Raw genomic sequence first — 19,818 nt, 5'->3', positions numbered from 1 at the left:
CCATGACTCAAACATGGCGCAATCTCAGAAGCCTGTCTATACGAAACTTTATGTGTTACATGGTGCTAGAAGTGGCGTTGTTCGACGACATCATGTTCCTCCGCCACCCTATCAGGCACAACTAACAAAGGCCGCTGAATTTGCGGGTATCTCCAAGCGGGTGACCAGTCATGTCCTTCGTCACTCCTTCGCAACGCATTTGCTGGAGGCCGGAATGGATATCAGGACTGTTCAAGAATTGCTAGGCCACAGTCATCTGGATACAACGATGATCTACACTCACGTCATGGTAAAGCCGGGAATTGGAGTGCCGAGTCCGTTGGATGCGCTTGGCTAGGTTTTCCTGCGAAAGATGAAACGTACCCTTACGTTTACTCGCAGTGCGGTGACTGAAAGGTAACATTCTCTACCGGATGATTACGGCAGGTAATAGAAGTAGCCGGAGAGGGTGAGCGATCAATTATTCATTGATTGGCCCTTTTGGTCTTCAAGAACTGACCAGTGATCCAGTCTGTTGAACTTTACGTTTCCGGCAGTGTCTTATTCTTAATCTGATTGAGAATGAGATCGATGTATTCGGCTACGGGGTACGGGCCTTCCTTGCTTTTGGCCACGCGGGAGCGGGCGGTCACCGTTTTTTCTTCTGCTTCCTTTCCGCCGATTACTCCGACGAAAGGTACCTTGTCCATTTCTGCGCGTCGGATTTTTGCTCCGAGTTTTTCTGACATGGCGTCGATCTTTACCCGGACTTTTTTGGCTTTGAGTTGTGCTTCCACTTCTTGAGTGAAAGGCAGGACCGCGTCGTTAATGGGTAACAGGCGAACTTGTTCGGGTGCCAACCAGGTTGGGAAGTTTCCAGCAAAGTGTTCAATCAATACTCCGCAAAACCGTTCCATGGAACCAAAGGGCGCACGGTGAACCATTACCGGACGGTGCGGCTTATTATCAGCTCCGATGTAGCTTAAGTTAAAGCGTTCCGGCAGATTGTAATCCACTTGAACCGTTCCCAACTGCCACTCACGTCCAATCACGTCGCGTACGACGAAGTCGATTTTGGGACCATAGAAGGCGGCTTCTCCGGGCTCCTCTGAGAAGGGCACACCGAGTGTTGCGGCAACCTCACGTAGAGCTGTTTCAGCCTTTTCCCAATTCTCTGGTGATCCTACATATTTCGTAGAATCCGGATCGCGAAGACTTACGCGAACGCGATAATCCTCCATGCCGAGCACATTGAAAACCGTCTTTACCAAATCAAGACAACCTTGGATTTCATCTTTTACTTGTTCATCGGTACAAAAGATATGGGCGTCATCCTGAGTGAATCCCCGGACGCGTGTCATGCCGTTCAGCTCGCCCGATTGTTCCCAACGATACACAGTTCCAAATTCAGCAAAACGTTGAGGGAGGTCGCGATAAGAGTGGTGCTGGGAATCAAAGAGTTTGATGTGCATGGGGCAATTCATCGGCTTCAAAAGGTAGCCTTCAATTTGTCCATCCTCCAAAAGGTTCGTTAGGTCCGAGCAGGATTTGTTTGCATCTGCCAAATCAGCCAGCGACTGACGGTCTATGACCGGTGGGTATTGTGAATCCTGGTAATAAGGAAAGTGGCCCGATGTTTTAAAAAGTTCGAGCTTCCCAATGTGGGGTGTATAAACCTGGTCGTAGCCTTGTTTTCTTAACTCCTCGGAAATGAAATTCTGTAGCTCGTTGCGTATGATGGAGCCTTTGGGTGTCCAAAGGACCAGACCTTGGCCGACGGCTTCATCGATGTGAAACAGTTGCATGTCTTTCCCGATTTTTCGGTGATCGCGTTTCTTGGCCTCTTCCTGCTGATCAAGATATTCCTGCAGCTCTTCTTTGGAGGCAAATGCGGTGCCATAAATTCGCTGCAGTTGCTTGTTCTTCTCATCACCGCGGTGGTAGGCCCCGGCGATGCTGAGCAGCTTCACCGCTTTGATTTTCTTGGAATAGTTTACGTGCGTGCCTGCACACAGATCGACAAACTCACCATTCCGGTAAAAGCTAATCGCTTCTCCTTCCGGGATGTCATTCAATCGACCGAGTTTGTATTCTGCCTGGCCTATCTCGTTGATGAGCTCGATTGCCTCCTCGCGGGGTTTTTCAAAACGTTCGAAACGTTGGTTCTCTTTGATCACGTTCTTCATTTCCGCTTCGATGGCCTCAAGGTCATCGGCGGTAAACTTGTGAGGGATATCGAAATCGTAGTAAAATCCGCTATCTGTTGGTGGGCCAATATCGAGCTTGGCTTCCGGAAAGAGCCGGAGCACAGCCGTCGCCAAAATATGCGCCGAGGAATGGCGGATTTCTTCAAGAGGTGACATTTCTTTCATGGTGCAATAAATGCCCGGTAGAAGGGCGCTTGGAAAGGAGTTTTTGGCTTATAAAAAAGGCCGAGGAAATTTCCAGTCCCTCAACAAGTCAAGGGATCAATCTTTGCCTTTGGACTTCTTGGGAATACCGCTCCAGGCCACAACTTCTTTTACCCATCTATCCCAAGGCTCAAAAATGAGTCGGTGCCCCCATCGTTCCCGAGTAATAACGACACGTTGTTCGCTGACTCCCGGCGACTTCTTCAGGAAATATTTGGGATTGATGTTGTTGGTGTCGGATGAGTCGTGAATGGATAGGATTCGTCCCGAGACTTCCATGTTGGGATCATCTCTGAGGGTATAAAAGAAACCAGCCAGAATTACAAAATTCAGGTCCTTGTCTTTCTGCTTATTGGAAACGTAACACGCAATGATTCCGCCCTTGCTACCTCCGACGATTGTTATGTGTGAGGACGGCACGCCCGCTTCTTTCAACTGATCCACATAAAAGGATATCAAGTCGGCGTAAGTAGACGGATTGGTGTTCCTTTTCCTGATTTCGCTGATAACCCAAAATCCTTTTTCCTCCAGTTTCTCAACAATTTCCGGGTATTTGTAGATGCCGTAGTCCGGATGGTTAGGCGTTCCGTCTGAACCTTCGACAACCTGGCCATGCAGGTAAAACAGGTAGTAGCGGTCAGGATCGATTGTTTCGGGTAGTCCTTCTGACTTGTCAGCGTTCGAAACGAGCGGGCCTATTATGAGGCATAAGAATCCCAGGAAGAAGCGATAGGTTTGGGGCATAATGAATGTGGTTTTCGTTGGATATATCTTCCACAAAACCGTTTTGTTGGCCAACTATTTTATGGAACTGATTTCATAGCCTTCTTTTTGATCCAGAATATTCCAACCACTCGCCTGTAATTCTTTTCTGAGTTTGTCAGCTTTCTCCCAGTCACGGTCTTGCTTGGCTTGCCAACGTTCCTCAGCCAGGGTGCGGATAGCCTCGGGAATTTCCAATTCCGCTTCCTCGACTTCTTGAAACAACTGGATGCCAATTGCATAAAGAACCCCAGCCAGGGCTTTCAATTCACTCCGAATGGTTTCCGCATCCGCATCCGATTTTTCAAGTTGAACCAATCCGCCAAAGATCCCGGCGGTTGCTTGAGACACATTCAGATCATTGGCCAGACCTTCCCAGGCTGGAGCAAAATAGCCCCAATCAGTAGGGAAGGGTGGTGCACTCAGCTTTAGAAAATCGTCCTGCGACAGGTCGGCCTTTTCGAGGAAAGGGATGAGGCTCTTTTCCATCTTCTTCATTCCGCTTCGACCCGCTTGCAAAGAAGCAAAAGTAAAATTCAACGGCTGCCGGTAATTCCCTGAGATAAGTGTGTAGCGCACCTCCATGGGCGTGAAACCCTTTTCCTGAAGCTCTTCCACCGTAAATAAATTCCCCAGGCTCTTGCTCATTTTTTGTCCTTCAACCTGCAAATGGGCGTTGTGAAACCAATGGCGTGCAAAGGGTTTTCCGTTCGCGCCTTCGCTTTGAGCAATTTCGTTTTCGTGGTGAGGGAAACAGAGATCGATTCCTCCTCCATGGAGGTCAAAGCTTTCACCCAGGTATTGCTGGCTCATGGCCGAACATTCCAGATGCCAACCCGGTCGACCTTCTCCCCACGGGCTTTCCCAGAAATTGTTTCCATCTTCTGGTTTTCTGGCTTTCCACAGTGCAAAGTCGTTTACGGATTCCCGATCATATTCATCCGCGTCGTTCAGCTCACCGGCGCTTGTGGTTGTTTGGGTGGCGATCACGCGATCCTGCAGGCGGGAAAGCTTACCATAGGCTGGGTAGGCGCTTACTTTGAAATAAACCGAGCCATCCGCTGCCGCATAGGCCAGGTCTTTTTCAATGAGTTTTTCAACTAACGCAATTTGTTGAGGAATGTGGTCCGTTGCCTTCGGTTCCTGGTGGGGCGCGATGATATTCAACGCTTCCGAATCTACATGGAATTTATCTGTCCAGTAATTCGTAAATGCTTCCAGGGTTTTACCCTCCTGCTGAGCGGTGCGAATGGTTTTGTCATCCACGTCCGTAATATTGCGCACAAGGTATGGATTCAGTCCGGCAACTTCGAGAGTTCTTCGCAACACATCCTGGGCAAGAAACGCCCTGAAATTTCCTATGTGGGCAGGACCATAAACCGTGGGACCACAGCAGTATAAGCGAAATTGCGTACCATCCTCCGCGAACAGCGGCTGAACTTTGCGGGTCATCGTATCGTAGAGCCTGAGTGGTGAATCCATGCGGTAATTAGCGGTCTGGGACGTGTTTACAATTGCGGGAATTGGGAAAACGGAGCACTATCAGGATTTGCATTCTTTGAATCAATCCCATTGTTTACGAATTGAATGGAAACTGAATTCGCACTAAATCTACTTCGAAGGCCGCGTCGTTTGAGACGTAGCGCTGGAATCCGCAAATTGGTTGAAGAAACCAGCGTTGGCAAAAACGACCTCATTGCGCCTCTGTTTGTTAAAGAAGGTGACGGCCCACCCGAAGCGGTAGGATCTATGCCAGGCGTCTTTCGTTTATCACTCGAAGACCTGGTCAAAGAGTGTAAAGAGTTGCACGCTCTGGGAATTCCTGGTGTTGCGCTGTTTCCTCAGGTCGATCCATCGCTAAAGAACGATGAAGCCACAGAGGCAACCAATGAAGACAATTTGGTTTTAAGAACTGTGCGTCGTTTGAAACAGGAGATTCCTGAATTGATATTGATTACGGATGTCGCACTCGATCCCTATACGTCGCATGGGCACGATGGAATCCTGGATGATTCGGGTTCCAAAGTGTTAAATGATCCCACCGTTGAAATTCTTTGTCGAATGGCTCAGCAACAAGCCGCAGCCGGTGTAGATCTGGTAGCTCCGTCTGATATGATGGACGGACGAGTTGGCGCCATGCGTGAAGCCTTGGACGAAACCGGTTTTACTGAAACAGGCATCCTTGCTTACTCTGCCAAATTTGCATCCGCCTACTATGGACCGTTTCGGGAAGCTGTTGGAAGTGCCCAAGCGGCCGGAACCACTGGCCTGGACAAGAAAACCTATCAGCTCAATCCTGCCAACCGCCTGGAAGCATCTTTGGAGAGTCAGATGGATACGGAGGAAGGCGCAGATATTCTCATGGTAAAACCGGCTGGGCCTTACCTGGATATCATTCGAGATCTGCGCAACAATTCAGATTTGCCAATCGCAGCCTACCAGGTCTCTGGGGAATATGCGCAAATTCATGCCGCAGCTCAGTTGGGATGGCTTGACCTTGAAAAAACCAGGGATGAATCGCTACTGGCGATCAAACGCGCAGGCGCTGATATGATTCTGACCTATTTTGCCAAGGCCGTTGCTCAATCATTAAGTTGATTTGTTGTTGAACCGGAAAAGCAGGTAGTAATTTTATTACTATTTGCCTTCTTCGTCTTCGTCGTCATCAGGAAAGTCAGGAGGACCAGGAACTTCTACAAGGTCGTCATCGTCCTCATCCTCCTCCTCTTCTTCTTCTTCGTCATCGTCGTCCCACTTCATCGTATCATCGGGAGCTATGACCTCATCTGAATCTTCCAAGTCAGGAATCTCTTCGACAATTTCTTCTTCTTCGGCAACGGGCTTTTCTTCGTCATCATCCTCGTCCAAAGAATATCCGGCAGGTGTGTAATCAAGGATAGCGGTAATTTCCGAAAAGTAGTGCAGGTTCTTGCCTTCAAAGAATTGATTGCTCATCTCATCGCGCAAGTCTTCTTCCAACTCGGTGATGGTCATGTTTTTTTCAAAGTCGATCAGATCATTGAGAAGCTTTACACGAAGCGTGGTAATGTGATCGAGGAAGTCGGCAAAAGGACCTGTCTCATCATCTTCTACCGCATCGGGAAGGATAAACAGAATCTCTTCCGAATCGAACAAAGATTCCGAAGACTTCAACAAACGTATTTGTTGATCACCTAAATCTTTGTCGATGGAGTAGGGAATAAATGCCGCTTCGACAATATCTGTGTCCAATCCGTATTCGCGAAGAGCGTCAAGCAGGTCTATCAAATACGCCCATTGTTTGGGATCTATGATTCCGAGATTATCCAGGTCCCAGGGAATATTTTCGCTTACTTCAATGACCCACCAATTGAGATCATCACGGAGGGAAACGATGAGCCATTCAAGCTTCTTGGATTTAGTTGACATGCGGATTCTAGGAGCGGGATGAGATTTGGTCTTGTTCGTTGATATTTTCGCTAAAAAACTATTGCATCCTTCAATTTGTTCCTCCCTCGGTAAAGACAAGTTTTTTTTCTAACTTTCTTTCATATTTTACTTTTACATGTACACCATTGATTAGATTTCCATGGGTAAATTTTATGAATCGGTTGTCCGGCCCATCTTGTTTCGACAAGATGCTGAGACCGCTCACGAACAAGGTGTGACATTTTTGAAAGCATTAAGTCACCTGCCTTGGGTATGTCGATTTTTGGAAGCACGCTACCTCAGACCACCTCATTCCGAACCTATTCGCTTGTTTGGTTTGGATTTTCCTAATCGCGTAGGACTTGCGGCCGGGATGGATAAGAATGCGGCTTTCTGGCCAGCCGCTGCCGCCTTCGGCTTCGGTCATGTAGAAGTAGGGACGGTTACTTTCCACCCGCAGCCCGGAAATCCTCGGCCTCGGGTCTTTCGTTTCCCAGAGGAAGAGGCGGTCATCAACCGCATGGGCTTTAACAACGAAGGTGCCGAATTTGTTGCTCAACTTCTTGCCAAACAGCCTAGAGGAAGCCAACGCCGAATCCCAGTTGGCATCAATATCGGTAAATCCAAAATTGTGGCTATTGAGGAGGCTACTGAAGATTATTTAAAATCGTTCGAGCTTCTGGCTGACTACGCCGACTACTTTACCATCAATGTGAGTAGTCCCAATACACCTGACCTTAGGAAACTTCAGGGTTCAGATCATTTGCCCGCCTTGTTAGGTGAAATCGCCTCTGCTAATAAAAGTCGAAGCGAAAAATTGGGCGTGAATCGATTACCGATCCTCCTTAAAATAGCTCCCGATTTAACATTTCGTGAAATCGATTTCATTTTGGAGACGCTATTGGATCTTGGATACGGTGGAATTATCGCGACGAATACAACCTTGGCTCGACCGGGCCCGTTTGCCGAAGTTAATCAAGCAGGAGGCTTAAGCGGAAGACCTGTCGAAAAGCGCTCAACCGAAATCATTCGCTATATTAGTCGTGCTACTTCGGGCAAACTGCCAATCATTGGGGTGGGTGGGATCATGGATACCAAAGCGGCAGGTGAGAAAATCTCTGCCGGTGCCTCTCTTGTACAGATTTACACCGGATTCATTTACCGTGGACCGCTTTTTCCTCATCAAGTAGCCTGGGCCTTATCCCACGGTCATCGGACTTCCTTTTAAAAAGGTTTGGGGTTTCCCTGTCCTCAGATATCAATCGAGCCACTATACACAACCTTCGCGGGCCCGGTAAGGGTAACCTGGTCTATGGTATCATCTTCTACGCGAAAATTCACTTTCAAGGTATCTCCGCCAGCGACTTTGAGGCTAACGGGCTTTTCGACACCTTTTACCAGATGAGCCAGGATGGCCACGGCGGTAACGCCTGTTCCGCAAGCAAGTGTTTCATCCTCAACTCCCCTTTCATAGGTGCGAACGACGATATGATCATCTTTAATTTGGGCAAAGTTTACGTTGGCACCGCGTGGGTGGTATGCCTCGTGGAATCGAAGCTCAGATCCTTCGGTCTTAATTTCTACTGCTTGAACATCATCAACGAACTTCACCACATGGGGAACCCCGGTATCCGAGTAGTGCACGATGGCCTCCCCGGCCTTTAGTTTGATCGTTTGATTCAACTTGGTATCCAAAGCTGGCGTCATCTGAACCGTGAAGTTTCCGTTATCTGCGATACCTACCATATCGCCGGCATCGGTGCGAAACTTCAATCTGCCATTTAATCCCAGATTGTGGGCTAAAGCGAATGAAATGAAACAACGGGCACCATTACCACACATCTCTGCCCGAGAACCATCCGCATTATAGTAAACCATAACAGCATCGAGATCTTCGTTCGTACCTTTTTCGAGCAGTAATAGTCCATCAGCCCCAACACCAAAGCGTCGATCGCATAGAAACGCAATCTGCTCAATGGTTAACGCCAAAGCTCCACCGAGGTTGTCTATTACCACGAAGTCGTTTCCGGCGCCGTGCATCTTTGTAAAGTCGATCTTCATTTGGTTGGGGGATGAAAGCGTGTTTTCAAACTATTTCAAGTAGATCCTCAATCCTCGGACAGGGGAGGGTGTGATTCTTTCTACGGGGTAAATCCCTGACGGCGGTTTTGGCAAAACCGCCCTACCTAAGTTAGACAAATCCAGGGTAGGGACCGATCGCCGAGCGGTCCGCTTCAGATGAGTCTGAACATAAAGAGGCAAAAATACCTCGGACCTCCCCGCAGAAAGAATCACATCCACTGCGGACGATAATTTGGACGTTATTGTCCCAATAATCTTACAATCCGGAAAATGATCCTGGTTAATCTTCGAGTTTTTCCATTTTTTGCTGGGCGTGCGCGTTAAAAATAAAATACAAATTGTTGCTGGTGGTTTCGACTGCCTTTCTTTCAATCGATAACCCTTTTTAAATACTTTGTATGAGTAATTCTAAACCGAAACTCCATAATGCAACCTGGCCCGGCGTGGTCGGCAAAGGATCTGATGAAGAGCCTTTTATCAGCCTCGACCAAATGATCGAGTTCACCGCCAACTCCGAGGTAAATGGACGCAAGTTCGACGGTGTTGATTTATTTCTGTCTGAACCCCACGTCGCGATCGATTCCTCTGACGACGATTTGAAAGCACTGGCTGATCAGCTCGGAGGACACAACCTGGTGGCCGGTTCCCTGGTGGCTCCCGTGTGGGATGGACTCGGTGGTGGTTCCGCCATGGGAGACGAGACCCAGCGGGGTATGTTTTTAGACATGGTCAAAAAGGCCTGTGTCATTGGAGGTAAACTAAGGGACCTCGGTATTCGTCCATACGGAGTAATCCGAATCGACTCGGCAACTGACGTCGAAACCTGGAGCAAGGATCCAGACGGAAATACCGCCATAATCGCGCAGACATTTAAAGAAGCTGCTGCCATCGCTGCAGGTCATGGAGAACGATTAGCCGCCGAAGGAGAAATCTGTTGGGGCGGCATGCACAGTTGGAAATGGATGCTGCGCACTTTCGAACTTGCCGATGCCGGCGACACACTAGGCTTTCAAGCTGATCTCGCTCACTCCATGCTTTACCTGCTCGGTTACAATGCTGAAGAACATCGTATTCTTCCCGCTGACTTTTCATGGGATGATAAAGATGCTTTGGCTGCAGCTTATAAGGAAATGACGGATGCCTTGCGTCCCTACACCATTGATTTTCACGTGGCCCAGAATGACGGCACGGTTCACGGCTCCGGTTCTCACGACAAAACGGGTAAGCACTGTCTGGCCGATGATCCTAACGGGAAACTCGACGTTGCCTGGGCAGCTGGTTACTGGCTAAACGACGAAAACGGGGCGCCCCGCAAAAGTATCGAGCACATCTGCTGGGACGGTTGCATGTTTCCGAACAAGATTATGCACGATCAGAATACCTGGAACACCATCCTGGCCTCTATGATCTCAGTCCAGGACGCACACGGTTGGTCTTAATTCATTTCAATCACTTAATCATTCAATAGTTAATACCATGGGAAAAATATTACTAGGAGCAGAAGTATACACCTGGTTCATGCGTGAATCAGGAAAAGCATATGAAAATCAATTAGGCCATATGATCGAGATGGTCAACAAGGCGGGGTTCACCGGGATTGAACCTATGCACTTTTGGATGGGTGACCTGACTGATCCCGTTCTACTAAAAGAAAAGCTCGACCAGCATAATGTGCTTCTTTCTGGAATAGCGCTGGTCCACGATTGGAACAATGCTGAGGAAACAGCTGAGGAAATCGCCGGGGCCAATGCCTGTATCGATTTATTGAAACAGTTTCCCGGATCAAAGCTTTGCACCGTTCAAATGCCAACGGGACGTCACGATCTCGAGCAACGCCGTCTGAACCTGGTTTCCTGTGTGAACGCCGTTTCAAAAAGAGCGGTCGAGGCCGGCGTCGAGTGTTCCTTCCATCCAAACTCACCAGAGACTTCCATCAATCGCACTGCTGAAGATTACGATGTTATTTTAAACGGCCTGGATCCGACTGTCACCGGTTGGACACCTGACGTTGGGCACATCCGTAATGGAGGGATGGATGTCATCTCCAAAATGGCCGAGTTCCGTCCATTGATTAACCACATGCACTACAAGGATTGGGATGGTGAACCTGAATGGAGGCTTATGGGCGACGGCAAAATCGATTTCGTTGCAATTACCCAGTGGCTTGCCGATGAAGATTATGAAGGTTGGATCATGTGTGAGGACGAAGCGGATGAAGCGATCGAAGATCCGGATGGTGTAACGCTTCACGATGGTGAATATTGTAAGGAAAAATTACTGCCCATCATTTCCTAATCACAGGAATACAGCCTAGGTCTTTTCGACGAATTATATGAAGAAGATTATTAATAATCCCAACACCGTGGCCGCCGAGCTATTGGAGGGTTTAGTCGATTATTACAATGGTGATGCCAGCCTGGTTTCTCCGGGTGTAATTGTGATGAACGACATTCCCGACAATAAAGTAGCATTGCTGGTTGCCGGAGGAGCCGGGCATGAGCCCATCTATCACGGACTTGTCGGAAAGAACTTTGCCGATGGCGCTGCCTGCGGAGATATCTTTGCTGCGCCACCTCCCAATATTATGTTGGATGCCACCCGGGCGGTTAACAAAGGCAATGGCGTGCTTTACTTGTACGGCAATTACGCTGGCGATGTGATGAACTTCAACATTGCTGAGATGCTGGCCAAGGCCGAAGGAATCAGGGTTGAGACGATTTTGATCTATGATGACGTTGCCTCTGCTCCACCTGACCAGAAAGATAAACGCCGTGGAATAGCTGGTTTGATCCCTATCGTAAAGCTGGCTGGTGCCGCATCGAACAGTGTCGACTCTCTGGACGAATTGGTCCGACTCACAACCAAGGCCCGTGACAATACACGTTCAGTTGGAGTTGCTCTGGCACCGGGGTCCATTCCGGCGACAGGTCTGCCAACGTTCGAACTAGCTGAAGACTCCATTGGAATTGGAATGGGCATTCACGGTGAGCAAGGAGTTGGTATTGAAAAGATGATGCCCGCAGATGAATTGACCACCAAGATGATGGATCTGATTTTCGGAGATGATCTACCATTAGAGTCTGGCGATGAAGTCGTTATTCTGGTTAACAGTCTGGGTTCCACCACATTGATGGAGTGTTTGATCGTTCTTAAAAAAGCTAAGCAGATTCTTACAGACCGTGGTGTGAAAATTTACGACGTCATCGTTGGTCAAAAAGTCACCTGCCAGGAGATGGCCGGTATTTCAATCAGCCTTACCAAAATGGATGATGAACTGAAACCATTGTGGGACATGCCTTGTTCCTCTCTCGGTTACACCAAACTTTAGTAAAGGGTTCTTGGATTTTTTAATGGATTTCTTTAACCACCGATCTGCCGAGCAAGGATGTTCTTGCCCAACCTTTCACTCCAGCGAGGGTAGGGCCACTGCGTCCCCGCTGTGCCTTTTTTTTGTTATCATCTAAAATTTTTTGACAACCTAAATTATGCTCAACGCCAACGATGTTAAAGCGATGATGATCGCTGTATCCGATGAAATAATCAGAAATGAAGATGTTCTGAGTGAAGCCGACCGTCAACTCGGTGATGGTGACCATGGTCTGGGAATGACGCGTGGGTTCACAGCGGCCAAAGCGCAGCTTGAGGCCTTGGCTCCCACTTCAGTCAGTCAGGTATTTACGACCCTGGGCATGGCCCTTATGAGTACCATGGGTGGTGCTTCGGGTGCAGTATTCGGAATGCTTTTTCAGAGTGGGGGAATGGCGATTGCTTCAGCAGAAGGTCTGGACGCTCCATCGTTATCTTCTTTTTTGGATGCCGGCACTCAAGGTGTCATGAATATCGGAAAAGCCAAACCTGGCGATAAAACCATGGTTGATGCATTGGTGGCAGCTCAGGAAGCTGTCGCTGCTGCAAAAGATGGATCCATAGAAGAAGCACTCGCCGCTGCTGCGGAAGGAGCTAGAGCAGGTATGGAAAAAACCAAGGACATGATCGCCCAACTCGGCCGTGCCCGAACGCTAGGCGAAAAAACCCTCGGGCATCCCGATGCGGGAGCTATCTCTGTTTCAATCATTTTCAAAACTGCCAGCGACTTTGCCGCAAAGAGCTAATTAATTCGCTTAGGGGTAGACGGGAGAAATTGATTAGCCTTTTCTTGACGAGTGTGCCGGTATTGGTGCACTGACTCATTGATCTTCTTTTCATCGGTTGGACATTGAGCCTATTCAATTCACGTTATCGCTCAGATGAAACCCATTTCAAATCCAGGTTACCTGACGGAATCCCTTTTCCATCGGTTGAATGGAGAGTTTGTTGACCGGGGGGATTACTATCTCATTCGCACCCCCACGAATTCTGGTTTCTATTGGGGGAATCACCTTCTTTTTCAGGATCCGCCAAAAGTAGGAGATTTTGGGTTGTGGATGAGCTTGCATGAAAGGGAGTTCGGAGCTGACACCCAGCATATTGCGTTTGGCTGGGATGCCGAAGAGTGTGGAGAGGTTTCCCAATTCGAAGAGCATGGATTTAGTTTTGTAAGTACCGCTGTGCTGAAGCTCAACCGTTTAATAAGGACCGAAAAGTTCAATCGAGATTTGAATGTTCGAAGCATTGAAACTGACGATGAGTGGGCGGAAGTAACGGAGCTTCAAATTGAATCTGGGTATGATGGAGGTGACCTGGGCAGCTATCGCTCGTTCAAGGAACGACAAATAGAGAGATTCCGAATTATTCAGGATAACAAGGCAGGAGCCTGGTGGGGAGCATTCCTCGATGGTGTTATCGTTGGAGATATGGGTCTATTCTTCGATGAGAACAAGGAAATCGGACGATTTCAAAACATCGGAACGTCGCCAAAGTTTCGAAGGCAAGGGGTGTGTTCTACTTTACTCTATGAAGTATGCCGCAACGGAATTGAGACCACTCCCAATCTTATCATTTGTGCTGAAAAAGACGGAATGCCAGAAGGCATTTATCGATCACTGGGATTCGAGTTCTGCTCATTGCAAGCAGGCTTATGTTGGCGTAGGCTGGATGTTAAAGGCTAGTTGAGTTGTTCTGCCACTCCTTCAAAGGGATCAAAAAAACTATGATTCTGTACCCATTATTCTGTTAATAAAAAGAGACAGAATCATTATTCACAAAACCATGGGGTTGGATTTTTAATCCGTCACAAAATGGGGTATAAAGTGTAGGAGCGGTTCTTACCGCGATATGTGATTCCCGACTAAAGTCGGTCCTACCTTTGTTTTCGATGAATGCTACCAACTGGAAAGAATCGGAGTTGTTCTTATTTAGGACTTTTAATGTCCTTCGACTGATGACTATTGTTTTATTCAGACCAAGCAGGGGCATTCGGGCTTTTGAGCGGTTTCTTCAATTCCCGATTTTGCTTCCGACTCAATTTCAGACCATACCATGATTATCATGAAAACTTCGTACAGGATCTTTACCTTTTTAGCCTTACTCGTTTCGAATCCGTTGACCGTCCTCAACGCACAAAATGAATTAATTATTTCGTTCGAAACAATTACTTTGCCGGTACGTGTTCATCGATTTACATCTGACGAAGATGCCCGTCTTAACTGTTCATTAAGTGATGATGAAATTCGGCAGCAGTTTGAAGTGGTCAACGAGACCTGGGCTCAGTCGGCTATCGTTTGGGAAATCGAATCCATCATCGACGTGGTTGCACGAAGGCCTAAAGACTTTGCTAAAGCTATGGAGAATCCTGTCGGTACTCTGGCTAAAGCGCTGGCATCGAATATGCCCCGAAAGCAGTTACTCAAGGATGGATTTAATGTGGTGATTGCGGAAGATTATGAACGTAGTATAGGCGGTGTGTTTTTGCCCAATGAAGACGGTTTGGTATTTTATGCAAAGAAGGGCCCAAAAGGCATACAGACGCCTGCTGTCCTAGCGCATGAACTTGGACACTCCCTCGGATTGCCTCACACTATTTTTGAAAAAAATAACAATCTTATGATGGGTTCTGGTGAGGGCCGCGTTCCTACCCTTACGAAGCCTATCACGGCTTCTCAAATCATGATTGCCAGACTGTACGCAATGAATGGAAAACCGTTTAGTCCTCCTCAAGTTAAGGCACCTTCCAGGTCACCGAATAAAATTTTTGGTACGCTCGATACTAACGAAGATAACATCATCTCCTTAAGTGAGGTTAAGGAAACGCATCGCGCATTCGTTATAGATTTTTTCCGTAAAGCATCTCGGTCTCCTGCGGATTCACTTTCACGGGAGGAATATGATTTTATTCTAGACCAACAAGGTCGACAGCGTCAAAGATCGCAACAGCGAGAACAAGCACCGCAAGCTCAGCAGCCAAACCAGCGCGCCTATGGCCCAGGAATTGCCCCTCAAATATTTTCACGATTCGATGCTGACCAAAATGATCAAATCACCCGCAAGGAAGCCAGTCGCCCCGGGTCGCTGATCAACGAATATTTCGACAAGTGGGATAGCGAAACCAATGGAGATGGAATATTATCCCGTGAAGAAGTTGTCGCCTGTCTTACGGCCCAACCAGCGGCTATCGGAGGCTTAAAGAATTCCAGGAATTAGACCAGTAGTGGTCTGAATGGGTTTAGGCCTACCTCAACCAGTTTGGCACGCCTTCGGTTTTCATTTTCTCAACCCTCTTCCCATAGGAATCATTACCACCATCGGTCATGGTCGGAGGTATCACATTCCTGCTTGGAATATGGGCGGCCAGGTTCTTAAGCACACTGGTGTAACCAGGGTTATCTGCGAGGTTATGATGCTCATTAGGATCGCTTCGGTGGTCGTACAGTTCTTCGCTGCCATCCCTATATTGGATGTATCGAAAATTCAAATCCCGGACTGAGTGGTTTTTGTAATACCAGGTGGTGACCGCAGGTTCGCTTCTGGGTTGGTCGGGATTGTTAAACTGCGGGATCAAACTGGTTCCTTCCAATCCTTTTACTGGTGGCAATCCACACAACTCGATCAAAGATGGGTAAATGTCTATCAGGCTCACCGCCTGCGAGGAACGGGTACCAGCCTGTTTCGACTGTGGTATTTTAAATGACAGAGGGACTCTGGTGGATTCCTCCCACAACGCCTGTTTCCTCCAATGACGTTTCTCGCCGAGGTGCTGACCGTGGTCCGACCAAAAGACGACGATGGTATTGTCAGCATAAGGACTGGCTTCAAGCGCATCCAAAACTTTTCCTGCCTGCGCATCCACAAACGAAACACAGGCCAGATAGGCTCGAACCATTTCTTTCCAATAGTTTGGGCCAACTTTGAGAACATTATAATGATCCCCACCTTCTATGGTTCCATACGCCATGGTTTTGCCAAGTAGTGGAATATCGCTGAGTTCGTCTTCTGGAACCACCGGCATGATAATATTATCCATGGGATACATATCAAAAAACTCCTTGGGGGCCGTGTATGGCACATGTGGCCGAACGAATCCTACTGCGAGGAAAAAGGGCTTATCCTGTTTTTCCTGCAATCGACTCACCGCCCAGGCCGCGACCTGTTCATCCGGCATTCCTTCGGGTGGCATGTCGGCTTTTTCCAAAGCCCCCCAGCAAAGGGACTGACCATCGACACCTTCTTGATACAACTGATAGATCCCTCCGCCATCGGGTGGAAAAGGATGGAAGTGCCCACCGCTTTTCCCTTGGTAACCATGGCCATGTGCAGCCAAATCTTTTGGCCACTTATACTGGGGTCGCTCCTCATCCCAATAATCATAGCCGGCAACGTCGCTCGTCCCTTTATGGAAGACTTTTCCCGCGGCCATCGTTTTGTAACCGTTGTGTTTGAAGTGGGTCGGCATCGGAATGGTTTCACCCAAAACCTTTTCATAGTCCTCTCTGTCTTTTGCGGTATTGGAATACCATCCGGTTGAAGAAGGACGAAGCCCGCTCAATAAAGCATGGCGTGAAGCGGAGCAAACGGGTGCGGCGCAATGGGCGTTGCTAAATTGGACGCTTTGAGAAATCAGTCGATCAAGATTGGGTGTCTTCGCCTGGGGATGTCCACCCAGTGCGCCTATCCAATCGTTCAAGTCGTCAATCGACAAAAATAAGACATTGGGTGGTTCGCCGGCTACGCTTGCGACTGTTGGAAACACACAGTGGATACTGGCACCGAAGAAAGGTAGTAAACAGAATAGGGGAAAAGGTCGGTTGAATTTCATGCCCGATCGATTTAGATCCCCATTCTCATCAAGTCAATCGCGCTGGATTATGATCGCAGGGGGAGCTTCCCAATCAAATGGTAATTCCGCATCTGGATAAGCCCAGTTGTTGAAAACGGTATTGGATGGTTTTCCAAAAAAATGGAGATCGGCAAAATCGAGCAAGCTTGCCCAGTCTTCTTTGTTCTGAGCGTGGCCACCTTCGCGCCAATGAATCGCAAGACTGTCTTCAGCACCCATCCATTCGTAAACCGTTTGGGTTGCTCGGTGAGTAAGTTCAGTTCCAAGTGGATTGGCGTGATAATCCTGGCGTGCATGGCAATTGATAAACGCCCGCGGGGCAATGAGCACTCTGGAGAAATGGGAATCGAAAGGCATGAACTCCTCCTTGGTGGCAAAGGTAAAATAGTTGGCGTGAAACCAACGATCGTTTTTTCCGATATGGCTTTCGATCGTTTGAGGTCTTTGGCCTTCCTCGAAAAAGCGATAACTTCCGGTGCCGCCCGTACCGGATGAATTGGGTGCGGTGATGGCGATGCGTTGATCGAAGATACCCGCATACAAGGCCGCCTTGCCTCCGCGGGAGTGACCGGTTGCGACGACCTGATCCAGCTGTGTCAGGCCAACGTGATCCAGGGCATTCAAAACCAGGGCATGTCCCCAGCCCCAAACGGATAACGCTGTCCAATCATAGTTTGGATAGAGTGGGTAGACGCCTTCGCCACGGCCTTCTCCACGTGTATCGGTTGCGAGGTCCGTTCGATTAAAACGGGCCAATAGGTATCCTCTTTTAACCGCTTCTTCGCCTGCGAATGCAGTATCACTATCCAGTTCTTCATCAAGAGTGACCCGGTCATTCTTAATGATGGTGGGGTAGCGTTTTTTAGCTGAAGGTCGAACCACGACAAACAGGCACGTAACTGATTTCCCATTACGGCTTATGCTCAGTGAATAATTTTCCTTAACTCCGGTTTCATCAAAAACGGTTTCCGAGCCTAACAACTTCACTTCAATCTGCTTGGGTATTGGCGGAACTTGCCCATACAGATAATGGGCTAGCATGCCTTTTATATATTCTCTTTGAACCTCCCAGTCTTGAAGCGTTTGCACACGACTTCCATCATGCATTAAGAATGGGTCGGGCATTCCTTTTTGATGAGGAAGATCGTCAACGGATGGGTACTCGGGTTTTGTGGCTCCGGTTGCAGCTAAAAGAGATATGCTAAAAGATAGGAATACAAGGGGGATGAGTTTATTTAGCGGTATCATATTTGAGATTTCTATCTGCGTTGGTGGTTTAGGTCCAGTGAATGATTTTTGAAAAAGAACAACAGGTAGTAATTGATACTGCCTTCAGTCTGATTAACTCGCTCATTGCTCATCTTTATTCAGCTAGAATCGACTTTAGTTGATTCGAAAATTTTTCCACCAGCTCAGGGTGTGTTTCGTACCGATTACTTTGCTCCCCTAAATCTTCCCTCAAATTATAAAGTTCACCTGGCGAACCCCGGTTTCCTTTGCTTGGAAGAATCAGCTTCCAGTCACCGGAGCGGATGGATTGGGCATCGTGGACAATGGGTGATCGTGGTTCCATTTGCTTCCCCAATAAGGCCGGTAGAAAACTCACACTGTCCTGAGCTGCGCCAGTCGGCAATGTTTCCAATCCGAGCAATTCGCCAAAAGTTGCAAACACGTCGACAAAAGAGATCGTTCGGTCGTTCGTTGACCCGGCCTTAATCCTCGCCGGCCAACGCATCAGAAACGGCTCACGGTGTGCCCCTTCCCACTTGGTGGCTTTCTTGCCGCGAAGTGGCCCTGCTGCTGAGTGTCCAAAACGCTGAGTGTTCTCTTCATACCACACCGGTCCATTGTCGCTGGAGAAGATAAGTAAAGTGCTCTTCGTCATTCCGGCTTCTTTTAATGCATCGCTTATGGTTCCAACCAGTGCATCTACCTGCATCACAAAGTCTCCATACATGCCTACTTCACTTTTCCCGCGAAATGCTTCCGTTGGCAGCCACGGTGTGTGCGGCGAGGGTAGGGCAAGGTATAGAAACAGCGGTTTCTGTCGCGATCCGGCTGCATAGCTTTCAATTACTTTCACCGCTTCTTTTTGAAATACTGGAGTTACCTCTTCATGAACGAAATCAGGAGCTATCGGTCCTTCCCTCCAGAAAGCGCCTTGAATATTATTCCAGCCATCTTCGCTTCCCACGCTTGTGCTCGCTTCGATAATTTCTGTCGGTGGCATAACTGGGTCTCTGCCACGGATGTAGAAATAGGGTGTAATGTCGAGTGAAGCATGCATCCCGAAAAAAAAATCGAATCCACGATCAATCGGACCTCCGCTGAGTGGTTTTGAATAATCGAATCGCGTTTCACGTCCCTCTGATGGAAGCATTTCAAACCCTTGGTGTCACTTGCCGACCATAGCTGTTTGATAGCCGTTCGCTTGGAGCAGGGAAGCAATGGTCGACTGATCGTCTTTAATAACCGGACCATTCCGGACTTGTAAATTAGCACGCGCTGCAAAACGGCCGGTTAATAGACCATAGCGGGATGGGACACAAGTCGAGCCACCCGAATGAGCATCCGTAAACCGTAATCCGTCTGCAGCCAATTGATCAAGATGCGGCGTCTCTATTTTTCCTTCCGGATTATAGGCACCGATATCGCCGTAACCGAGATCGTCGGCGAGGATGAAAACAATATTCGGTTTGGCTGAGGACTTGGTATCCTCCTTGTCTGCCGAGCAGGCGGTAGCGGCGAGCAGTGTTGCAACTGCAAATGCTCTCAAAACTGTCTGGAGTGGGTTATGCTCTTTCATTGGTCATTATTTGAGTTCGGCTGAGCGTATAGGACACTGGCGGGCAGCAAGAGGGGCAAGGAGATTGTCATGTCCTACTTGTGTTCCGCACGGTATTTTTATTTGGCACGGTGATTGACGAGCATTTGGAATGGGATACCTAGATCATGCTGGGATTT

General features: G+C 48.2%; 18 protein-coding genes. 9 read left to right on the top strand and 9 right to left on the bottom strand.

Annotated features, from left to right (window positions below; genetic code table 11):
* Positions 1–337, top strand: a 337-nt coding sequence (locus O3C43_19860) for a tyrosine-type recombinase/integrase (protein MDA1068748.1), incomplete at its 5' end; no start/stop codon positions are given.
* A gap of 184 nt (positions 338–521) precedes the next feature.
* Here the strand turns inward: O3C43_19860 and thrS are convergent.
* The 3 genes from thrS to cysS all read right to left on the bottom strand — a co-directional run bounded on the left by thrS (position 522) and on the right by cysS (position 4,634).
* The gene (thrS, locus tag O3C43_19855; GenBank protein ID MDA1068747.1) at positions 522–2,351 is read right to left on the bottom strand and encodes a threonine--tRNA ligase; all 1,830 of its coding nucleotides are present in this window, start codon (positions 2,349–2,351) and stop codon (positions 522–524) included.
* A 96-nt stretch (positions 2,352–2,447) separates the two neighbouring features.
* The gene (locus O3C43_19850) at positions 2,448–3,134 is read right to left on the bottom strand and encodes a hypothetical protein (protein ID MDA1068746.1); all 687 of its coding nucleotides are present in this window, start codon (positions 3,132–3,134) and stop codon (positions 2,448–2,450) included.
* A 54-nt stretch (positions 3,135–3,188) separates the two neighbouring features.
* The gene (gene cysS, locus O3C43_19845) at positions 3,189–4,634 is read right to left on the bottom strand and encodes a cysteine--tRNA ligase (protein MDA1068745.1); all 1,446 of its coding nucleotides are present in this window, start codon (positions 4,632–4,634) and stop codon (positions 3,189–3,191) included.
* 105 nt (positions 4,635–4,739) lie between these two features.
* On the opposite strand from cysS, the gene hemB reads away from it, so the two are divergent.
* Positions 4,740–5,750: a porphobilinogen synthase gene (hemB, locus tag O3C43_19840; protein ID MDA1068744.1), complete on the top strand. Its 1,011-nt coding sequence runs from the start codon at positions 4,740–4,742 to the stop codon at positions 5,748–5,750.
* Between the two features lie 39 nt (positions 5,751–5,789).
* Here hemB and O3C43_19835 read toward each other — a convergent pair whose 3' ends face one another.
* The gene (locus O3C43_19835) at positions 5,790–6,560 is read right to left on the bottom strand and encodes a hypothetical protein (GenBank protein ID MDA1068743.1); all 771 of its coding nucleotides are present in this window, start codon (positions 6,558–6,560) and stop codon (positions 5,790–5,792) included.
* 160 nt (positions 6,561–6,720) lie between these two features.
* Between O3C43_19835 and O3C43_19830 the strand changes: the two genes are divergently transcribed.
* A complete protein-coding gene (locus O3C43_19830) occupies positions 6,721–7,788 on the top strand; it encodes a quinone-dependent dihydroorotate dehydrogenase (GenBank protein MDA1068742.1) in 1,068 nt (355 codons plus the stop codon).
* Positions 7,789–7,811: 23 nt separating this feature from the next.
* Here O3C43_19830 and dapF read toward each other — a convergent pair whose 3' ends face one another.
* A complete protein-coding gene (gene dapF, locus O3C43_19825; protein MDA1068741.1) occupies positions 7,812–8,621 on the bottom strand; it encodes a diaminopimelate epimerase in 810 nt (269 codons plus the stop codon).
* A 419-nt stretch (positions 8,622–9,040) separates the two neighbouring features.
* Between dapF and O3C43_19820 the strand changes: the two genes are divergently transcribed.
* From O3C43_19820 to O3C43_19795, 6 genes are all read left to right on the top strand, one after another.
* On the top strand, positions 9,041–10,081 hold the full coding sequence (locus tag O3C43_19820) for a sugar phosphate isomerase/epimerase (GenBank protein MDA1068740.1): 1,041 nt from the start codon (positions 9,041–9,043) through the stop codon (positions 10,079–10,081).
* A gap of 37 nt (positions 10,082–10,118) precedes the next feature.
* Positions 10,119–10,937 carry a sugar phosphate isomerase/epimerase gene (locus O3C43_19815; protein MDA1068739.1) on the top strand — a complete coding sequence of 273 codons (819 nt, stop codon included), beginning with the start codon at positions 10,119–10,121 and terminating at the stop codon, positions 10,935–10,937.
* Positions 10,938–10,974: 37 nt separating this feature from the next.
* Positions 10,975–11,970 (top strand): dihydroxyacetone kinase subunit DhaK, encoded by a 996-nt coding sequence (locus tag O3C43_19810; GenBank protein ID MDA1068738.1) that lies wholly within the window; start codon positions 10,975–10,977, stop codon positions 11,968–11,970.
* A gap of 157 nt (positions 11,971–12,127) precedes the next feature.
* Positions 12,128–12,754 (top strand): dihydroxyacetone kinase subunit DhaL, encoded by a 627-nt coding sequence (gene dhaL / locus O3C43_19805; GenBank protein ID MDA1068737.1) that lies wholly within the window; start codon positions 12,128–12,130, stop codon positions 12,752–12,754.
* Positions 12,755–12,889: 135 nt separating this feature from the next.
* Complete coding sequence (locus tag O3C43_19800) at positions 12,890–13,690, top strand: GNAT family N-acetyltransferase (GenBank protein MDA1068736.1); 801 nt, start codon at positions 12,890–12,892, stop codon at positions 13,688–13,690.
* A 379-nt stretch (positions 13,691–14,069) separates the two neighbouring features.
* A complete protein-coding gene (locus tag O3C43_19795; protein ID MDA1068735.1) occupies positions 14,070–15,221 on the top strand; it encodes a hypothetical protein in 1,152 nt (383 codons plus the stop codon).
* A gap of 28 nt (positions 15,222–15,249) precedes the next feature.
* Here O3C43_19795 and O3C43_19790 read toward each other — a convergent pair whose 3' ends face one another.
* The 4 genes from O3C43_19790 to O3C43_19775 form a co-directional block, all read right to left on the bottom strand.
* On the bottom strand, positions 15,250–16,833 hold the full coding sequence (locus O3C43_19790; GenBank protein ID MDA1068734.1) for a sulfatase: 1,584 nt from the start codon (positions 16,831–16,833) through the stop codon (positions 15,250–15,252).
* A gap of 33 nt (positions 16,834–16,866) precedes the next feature.
* A complete protein-coding gene (locus O3C43_19785; protein MDA1068733.1) occupies positions 16,867–18,102 on the bottom strand; it encodes a hypothetical protein in 1,236 nt (411 codons plus the stop codon).
* Positions 18,103–18,217: 115 nt separating this feature from the next.
* The gene (locus tag O3C43_19780; protein ID MDA1068732.1) at positions 18,218–19,234 is read right to left on the bottom strand and encodes a sulfatase-like hydrolase/transferase; all 1,017 of its coding nucleotides are present in this window, start codon (positions 19,232–19,234) and stop codon (positions 18,218–18,220) included.
* A 15-nt stretch (positions 19,235–19,249) separates the two neighbouring features.
* On the bottom strand, positions 19,250–19,660 hold the full coding sequence (locus tag O3C43_19775) for a sulfatase-like hydrolase/transferase (protein MDA1068731.1): 411 nt from the start codon (positions 19,658–19,660) through the stop codon (positions 19,250–19,252).
* Positions 19,661–19,818: the final 158 nt, after the last annotated feature.

The sequence above is a fragment of the Verrucomicrobiota bacterium genome (assembly GCA_027622555.1).
GTDB lineage: Bacteria > Verrucomicrobiota > Verrucomicrobiia > Opitutales > UBA2995 > UBA2995.
The sequence above is the reverse complement of the archived record's forward strand: the minus strand, read 5'-3'. Positions and strand labels throughout refer to the sequence as shown.